Origin of the sequence: Natronolimnohabitans sp. A-GB9 (assembly GCF_030848565.1) — an archaeon.
Taxonomy (GTDB): Archaea; Halobacteriota; Halobacteria; order Halobacteriales; family Natrialbaceae; genus Natronolimnohabitans.
In genome coordinates this window covers 54,410-61,599 of the sequence record NZ_JAVDDV010000019.1, presented here as the reverse complement: position 1 = coordinate 61,599, position 7,190 = coordinate 54,410, and the positions used below count along the sequence as shown (strand labels likewise).

Here is a 7,190-nt window from a genome sequence, read left to right as displayed (position 1 = left end):
TGGTCGGCTTACCTCTCTTGAATACCCTCGAGAGATTTCTCCAACAACTATCAAATAATAAGCATTCCCATTCCAATAAGAATGGTTTCGTGTCGTATTCGCTCTAGTGGTTTGTTTTACTCCTACTAAACGTGGGGTTTTGACCGTTCGTATTAATCATTAGCTGCCTGCTCGGGATCGCTACTGGAGGGTTCTGAAACAGAACGATCCCGAATGGTAGTGTTCGACCACGTGTAAGGGACGTACGGTTCGTCGTCTACATCGAGCCACGTTTTGTGTCCTCGAGTGTAGTTGTCCCACATCGGACGAAGGCCGGAATCGAATCGATTATCGAGAGACCGTTCTGCCTTCTCGCTAAGGTCGAACTCGAAGTCGTCCGGTAAGTCCCAGAAGGAGCGGAAGAACGTCGCGAACTCCTCGCTCATCCGCATACTGCTCTCGTAGGTCTTTTTAACGTCGTCGATGAGGGCTTCTTCGTTGCGGATGCGCTCTCGTTCCTCGTCGTACCATTCCGAAACCGGTTGTGCTGTCTCGGCTCGCTCTTCGAGGGCTTCTCGACGGCGGGTCTCAGTCGCCTCCCGATCGAGTTCGAACTCGCCTTGGACGGCGGAGTTGTGCCGTGCCTCGTCGTCGACTTTCTCGACGATGACACCGTACGCATCCTCGGCGTGGCGTGGCAGTACGTAGCCGTCGTGGATGTCCTCGAGGACGGCTTCGGGATCACGCTCGAGTGGGTCTCCGAGTCCAGACCCACCACGGAGATAGTTCAAATATAGGTCGTAATCGTCGAACGCTTTCGGTGTGCTGATCCCTTCGGGGCGTCTGGCGATCTCCCCGTCGATTTTGGATTCGAACGCGCCGCTTTCGGGATCGAGGTCGTGTTGTGGATAGTCGTCGGTGGTTTCGAAACGCGACTCGAGATCGGTATCTCGAGCGTTGAGGATATATCCCGAAGCAGCGGGATAGCCGCCAAAGAGGCCACTGTCGCTGGTCATATAGCCGTTGCCCATCTCGTAGAGCAACCACCTGCTGACGTCTTTGACCGTCCGCAGCGATTCGAAGCCGGCACCACCTGCACGACGGCCCGCACCACCCGTATTGGGTTTGACCGCACGCCCGAGGAACGGTAATGGCTCGACTCGTTCCCAGGCTTCGGCGTCGCCCATATCACCTTCCGGATTCCAGACCGCCGACGCGTGTGGCTCTCCGTCCTCGACGTAGCGAGCGCCGACGCCTTCGCAGGCCGATTCGAAGGAATTGACGGCGTGGAGCTTATCGAACTGGTCGATACCGCCGCCTTGCAGCCAGTTCGAGGTGTTTGCGTTGCCGGCGTTGATTTCCTCCCAGAAGCCGCGAGCGTAGTAGCCTCGAGAGAGGTGTTGCCAGAGCGGGGCCCAGGCGGAGACGAGGAAGTGCCACGAGTAGGCGTGGGCCGTCTCCGTGTTCTGGGTGTTAGCCCACGAGCCAACTGGGAGATGGAAGTCACAGGCGTAGTAGGCACCGTCGTTGACCCGCTCGTTCGGGATTACCGTCTGTGTGAGCAACACCCAAATTCCGCCTTGAATCGCGGCAGGCGTACAGTTGAACGGGTGCCAGCCCCACTTGTTGGCGCCCTCGAACGAGACCTGAAATGTCCCGTCGGACCGAACGTGGAGTTCCGACGGCGCGTGCATAATGTGGTTCTCGTTTGCGTATTCACGCGTGACGTGCTCTTGGCCCTCGTAGAGGGCGTCGACAAACGAGACGCCACGATACGTGCCGGGTAACATCGTCCGTTTGATTCGGTTCCGGAACCCACGACGGCCGTCTTCGACGGCTTCTCGAGCGAGTTGCTTGAACGTCTCGACGCTGGTTTTCTCGATGATCTCTTTTACGGAATCCCGGATCATCAGACAGCCGGTCATCCGCGTCCGTTCGTCGAGTTTCAGGTACTTCGGGGTTCGCGTTTTGGCTGGATATTCTTTCTTCCAGGAGTTGTATAATCTGAAGTTCTCACCGATCTTACGGGCCGTGTAATAGGCGCCGTCACCGAAACGCGAGGCCTGTGAGACGTTCATGCTTCCGGGACCGACGGCGCCGGTATCGATGACGTGATTCACTCCACCGGCCCAGGCGATGAGTTCTCCGTCTTCGAAGATCGGAATGAGTGTCATCAGGTCACACGGATGGACGTCACCGACGTGTGGATCGTTGTTGACGAAGACGTCTCCGGGTTCGATCCCGGGATTTTCTTCGTAGTCGTGGTTGATCATGAACTTGATCGCTTCGCTCATCGTGTGGACGTGGACGATGATCCCCGTCGAGACGGCGATGGAGTCGCCTTCGGGGGTGAAAAGGCCATAACAGAGTTCGCCTTCCTGTTCGACGATCGGCGTCGCGGAGACCTCTTTCGATATTTCACGCGCCGTAACGAGGTCGCCACGGAGGCGCGAGTACAACTGCTCGTATCGGATGGGGTCGTCGTCTTTCAATGCCAGTTCCGACAGGCCACCGTAGTGGTCCGTCGCTTCCGTCTTATCCTCGAGTTCTGCCAACTGTTCGCGCAGCGTCCGTCCGTCCCAGCCGATTCCGACTCCCCGTCGGCGTTTCGCTCGCACTGTTTCCTTTTCTCGCTTCGCTTCGGCACGTCGTTTTTCGGCTTTGGTCTGGTCGGTCGAACTCATGAATTCGTGCTCCGTGATTCGGTTTTGATCGACGGATCTGATCCGTTTCTGTGAACGTTGGTCGGGTTAGCTGTCATACTCGAGTTCCTCCAGAATAATCGCGTGATTGCCGACGACGAAGTCCCCCGAAATCGACTCGTGAAGGAGGATCGACTGGGTGAGATCGTCGATCTGTACTTTGCCGGTAAGCGTCCGATCGGTGATCCCGATACAGATCCTGGTCGCATCGACGTCCATGGCGAACCGAACGAGGTCGGTGACGTCGTATCCCTCCGGGAGACAGTCGATGGTGTACTCGACGTCGTAGTTGCACATCGGATTCAGTTCCTGGATCAACGAGCCGAGACACCGGATAGCCGGGAGGCGAAGGAAATAGACCGTTTCGCCGTCGTCTACGACTGACTCGAGGATTTCCCTGATAGCGGGCTGTTGGTCATCGGCGTTGACGATGATAACGGTCGTCATTCTTGTGGTCCAAACAGCAGCGCACAGAAGTTGTGTTCGACGCGGCGAAGTCGTGCGCTCAGTGTCGATCTGCTGATGTCCAGTTCGCTTGCGATCTCTTCTGCGGTCACTTCCTGTGGCACTTTGAAATACCCCATCTGATAGGCCGTCTCGAGCACTTCCAACTGCTCTTCGGACAACTTCCCGGACATACTGTGTTTGATCTTGTTGCTGCCAAGCGGGAACCCCATTCCCTCCGTCTGGGTCGTCCCGATCAACTCCAGCGAGCCGTGTTCCGCCTCGATGCTGCTGGCGACTTCCTTGAGGTGGTTCCAGTCCCGAACCGAGGCGACGATATCGAGAGTGGCGTCTTTCCCGACGATCCGGTGTGGAATCGCCAGGTTCTCAGTCAACAGCGAGAGTACGGAGGCGTCCGAAACGTCCGCGAGCACGCGAAGATAGTACGTGTGTTGGGCGACGTCCGCCTGTGTTATATCGACGATTCGGATGTCGGGCAGCTGTTCCGAGAGACGCTCGTCGGAGATACTCGAACCGAACTGTGCGCTCAAGAAGAGAAAGACGGAGTCGCCGGCGACCGGAAGTGCGTTATCGATCTCGGCGCTTTCGATCCGCTCGTCGACGGTAAATAGCCGTGAGAGAACACCTGCGAGATCGATTCGGAATTCGATTCTGAGCATGAGTTAGCCCGGCATCACCTGTTTCTGCATGCTAGTCATTAACTCATTCCCCGGTCACGGTCGCTCCGGATGAACTGTCGGTGACGTCCCGTTCGGTAAGCGATCGTGACCGTATGTCGTTCTCGTTGGGTCCAGGAGGTCACACGTTAGACCTGCCACCTAAAACGGGCATTTGACATAATGTGGAGACGCGATTCGAAACCGGAACGTGGGATCGACCGTGGGTGATTACGCCGTCGGGATCGGCTCTTCGATCCACTCGTTGTAGAACGTCTCGATGTCGGGTTCGAACTCGTGGATGAGCGGATAGCCCGGCATGACGTTCGTCACCTCGAGCAAGGTGTTACAACCCGGACAGAAGAACTCTCGAAGCTCCATGTAGTCTGGGTGTGGGTGCATGTCCTCCGGGTAGATCTCGAGGTACTCTTCCTCCGAATCGCGGACGTTGATCAGTGCGTCCGCCTTCCAGTTCTCGTCGTGCTCGCAGAACTCGTGGCCGCAGTCACACTTGATCACCCATCGGTCGTCGGGCTTGGCGACGACGTACAGGTGTTCCGCGTACGGGATGATGATCGGGTCGTCCCAGTCGACCCGTTCTTGCAGGACGTCACGGACCTTCTGGAATCGGTCCGCGTCCTTGTAGTCGCTCATCATGTCGTGTAGCTGATTCCACTCCAGGTTGTCGTCGACGAGGTCTTCGATGTGTTCGCGTGGGTATGATTCTGGCATTGTCGGTCACCTCCGTGTCAGTCGTCGTCCGTTGCCGTTTCTCGTGGTGGCTCGCTGAACGTTGCATCGGGGGTCTCGAGGTCTCGAATCGAGCGATCGCTCGTCCAGGTGTAAGGAACCTGGGGTTCGTCGTCGCGGCCGACGCCGAGCCACGTCTCGTGGCTTTTCGTCGGGTTCTTCCACTTTTGCTTGAGACCGGTGTCGAAGCGGTTCGTGAGCGATTTCTCTGCTTTCTCGCTCAGCGTGAACGAGAACTCCTCCGGAAGCTCCCAGAACTCCCGGTAGAACGCGGCGAACTGCGCGCTCATTCGCATACTGCTCTCGTAGGTCTTTTTGACGTCGTCGATGAGGGCTTCTTCGTTGCGGATGCGGTCGCGTTCTTCTTCGTACCACTCGGAAACCGGCTGGGCCTTCTTCGCCCGCTCGGCGCGACGCTCACCGCGGAGTTCGGCCGTCGCTTCTTCGTCGACCTCGAACTCCCCGTGGACGGCGGAGTTGTGCTGTGCCTCGTCGTCGACTTTCTCGACGACGACTGCGTAGGCGGCTTCGGCGTGGCGTGGCAACACGTAACCGTCGTGGATGTCCTCGAGGACGTCCTCGGGATCGCGCTCGAGGGGATCGCCCAGTCCCGACCCACCGCGGAGGTAGTTCAGGTACATGTCGTAGTCGTCGAACTCCTTGGGCGTGCTGATCCCCTTCGGTTCGCGGGTGATCTCGCCGTCGATCTTGGATTCGAACTCGCCGCTCTCGGGATCGAGGTCGTGTTGTGGGTAGTCGTCCTGGTTCTCGAAGCGCTCTTTCAGGTCGGTGTCGTGAGCGTTGAGGATGTATCCCGAAGCAGCGGGATAACCGCCGAAGAGGCCGCCGTCGCTCGTCATGTATCCGTTGCCCATCTCGTAGAGCAACCACCTGCTGACGTCTTTGACCGTCCGCATCGACTCGAAGCCGGCACCGCCCGAACGCCGGCCCGCCCCTCCGGTGTTGGGTTTGACCGCGCGACCCAGGAACGGGAGCGGTTCGGTCATCTCCCACACTTCGGCGTCACCCATGTCGCCTTCTGGGTTCCAGATCGCTGCGGCGTGGGGTTCGCCGTCCTCGACGTAGCGGGCGCCGACGCCCTCACAGGCCGATTCGAATGAGTTGACGGCGTGGAGTTTGTCGAACTGATCGATGCCGCCGCCTTGCAGCCAGTTCGAGGTGTTTGCGTTGCCGGCGTTGATCTCTTCCCAGAAGCCCCGGGCGTAGTAGCCTCGAGAGAGGTGTTGCCAGAGCGGGGCCCACGCCGACACCAGGAAGTGCCACGCGTAGGCGTGGGCCGTCTCTGTGTTCTGGGTGTTGGCCCACGAGCCGACCGGGAGGTGGAAGTCACAGCTGTAGTAGGCGCCGTCGTTGACGTTCGAGTTGGGGATGACGGTCTGGGTGAGCATCACCCAGATCCCGCCCTGGATCGCCGCCGGCGTACAGTTGTAGGGGTGCCAGCCCCACTTGTTGGCGCCCTCGAACGAGACCTGGAACGACCCGTCCTCCCGGACGTGGAGTTCCGACGGCGCGTGCATGAGGTGGTTCTCGTCGGCGTACGCACGGGTCAGGTTATCTTGCCCTTCGTAGAGGGCGTCGACGAACGACGCGCCCCGATACGTACCCGGGAGCATCGTCTTCTCGATACGGTTTCTGAACCCGCGGCGGCCGTCCTCGATCGCCTCCCGCGAGAGCTGTTTGAACTGCTCGACGCCGTACTCGTCGATGATGTCTTTGACGGCGTCTCGAATCATCAGACAGCCGGTCATCCGCGTCCGTTCGTCGAGTTTCAGGAAGTCTGGCGTTCGAGTCTTGTCCGGGTAGTCGTTCTTCCAGGAGTTGTACAGCGTCAGGTCTTCGCCGATCTTGCGGGCCGTATACTGGGCGCCGTCACCGAAGCGGGAGGCCTGCGAGACGTTCATACTCCCGGGACCGATGGCGCCGGTGTCGATGACGTGGTTTACCCCACCGGCCCAGGCGACGAGCTCCCCATCGTGGAAGATGGGGATGAGTGTCATGATGTCACAGGCATGGACGTCGCCGACGTGGGTGTCGTTGTTGACGAAGACGTCCCCGGGTTCGATTCCGGGGCTTTCCTCGTAATCGTGGTTGATCATGTACTTGATGGCCTCGCTCATCGTGTGAATGTGGACGATGATCCCCGTCGAGACAGCGATGGAGTCTCCCTCGGGGGTAAAGAGGCCATAACAGAGCTCGCCTTCCTGCTCGACGATCGGCGTCGCGGCGACCTCTTTCGACGTTTCACGCGCCGTAACGAGGTCACCACGGAGCTGGGCGAACATCTGCTCGTACTCGATCGGCCGCTCTTCTTTTAGCTCGAGGCGATCGAACCCGGCGTAGTGGCCCGTCTCTTCCGTCCTCTTCTCGAGGGCTTCGAACTGTTCGCGAAGCGTTTGGCCATCCCAGCCGATCCCTTCACCCTCTTTTTGTTGCTCGCGAACCTGCTCCTTCTCGCGTCGCATTCGTGGGTAGCTTTCCTCCTGCTGATGTTGTGAACTCATAGTTTGGTCGGTATCCGTGGGTTCCGTCGTCATCTGTTTCGAGCCAGATGCGGGCTCGTACGGTGCATCCGCCCTCCGATCCCGATATCGTTCCTCGGGAACGGAATCGGTGAGAG

General features: G+C 58.9%; 5 protein-coding genes. All 5 read right to left on the bottom strand.

What is annotated here, in order from left to right; genetic code table 11:
- Window positions 1-152: 152 nt before the first annotated feature.
- Complete coding sequence (locus RBH26_RS17470; RefSeq protein ID WP_306759663.1) at window positions 153-2,663, bottom strand: hydantoinase B/oxoprolinase family protein; 2,511 nt, start codon at window positions 2,661-2,663, stop codon at window positions 153-155.
- Window positions 2,664-2,729: 66 nt separating this feature from the next.
- The gene (locus tag RBH26_RS17465; RefSeq protein ID WP_306759662.1) at window positions 2,730-3,128 is read right to left on the bottom strand and encodes a hypothetical protein; all 399 of its coding nucleotides are present in this window, start codon (window positions 3,126-3,128) and stop codon (window positions 2,730-2,732) included.
- Window positions 3,125-3,805 carry a helix-turn-helix domain-containing protein gene (locus tag RBH26_RS17460; RefSeq protein WP_306759661.1) on the bottom strand — a complete coding sequence of 227 codons (681 nt, stop codon included), beginning with the start codon at window positions 3,803-3,805 and terminating at the stop codon, window positions 3,125-3,127. Before RBH26_RS17460 ends, RBH26_RS17465 begins: the two co-directional genes overlap by 4 nt.
- A 228-nt stretch (window positions 3,806-4,033) precedes the next feature.
- Window positions 4,034-4,534 carry an acetone carboxylase subunit gamma gene (locus tag RBH26_RS17455; RefSeq protein ID WP_306759660.1) on the bottom strand — a complete coding sequence of 167 codons (501 nt, stop codon included), beginning with the start codon at window positions 4,532-4,534 and terminating at the stop codon, window positions 4,034-4,036.
- Window positions 4,535-4,551: 17 nt separating this feature from the next.
- Window positions 4,552-7,074 (bottom strand): hydantoinase B/oxoprolinase family protein, encoded by a 2,523-nt coding sequence (locus RBH26_RS17450; protein WP_306759659.1) that lies wholly within the window; start codon window positions 7,072-7,074, stop codon window positions 4,552-4,554.
- Window positions 7,075-7,190: the final 116 nt, after the last annotated feature.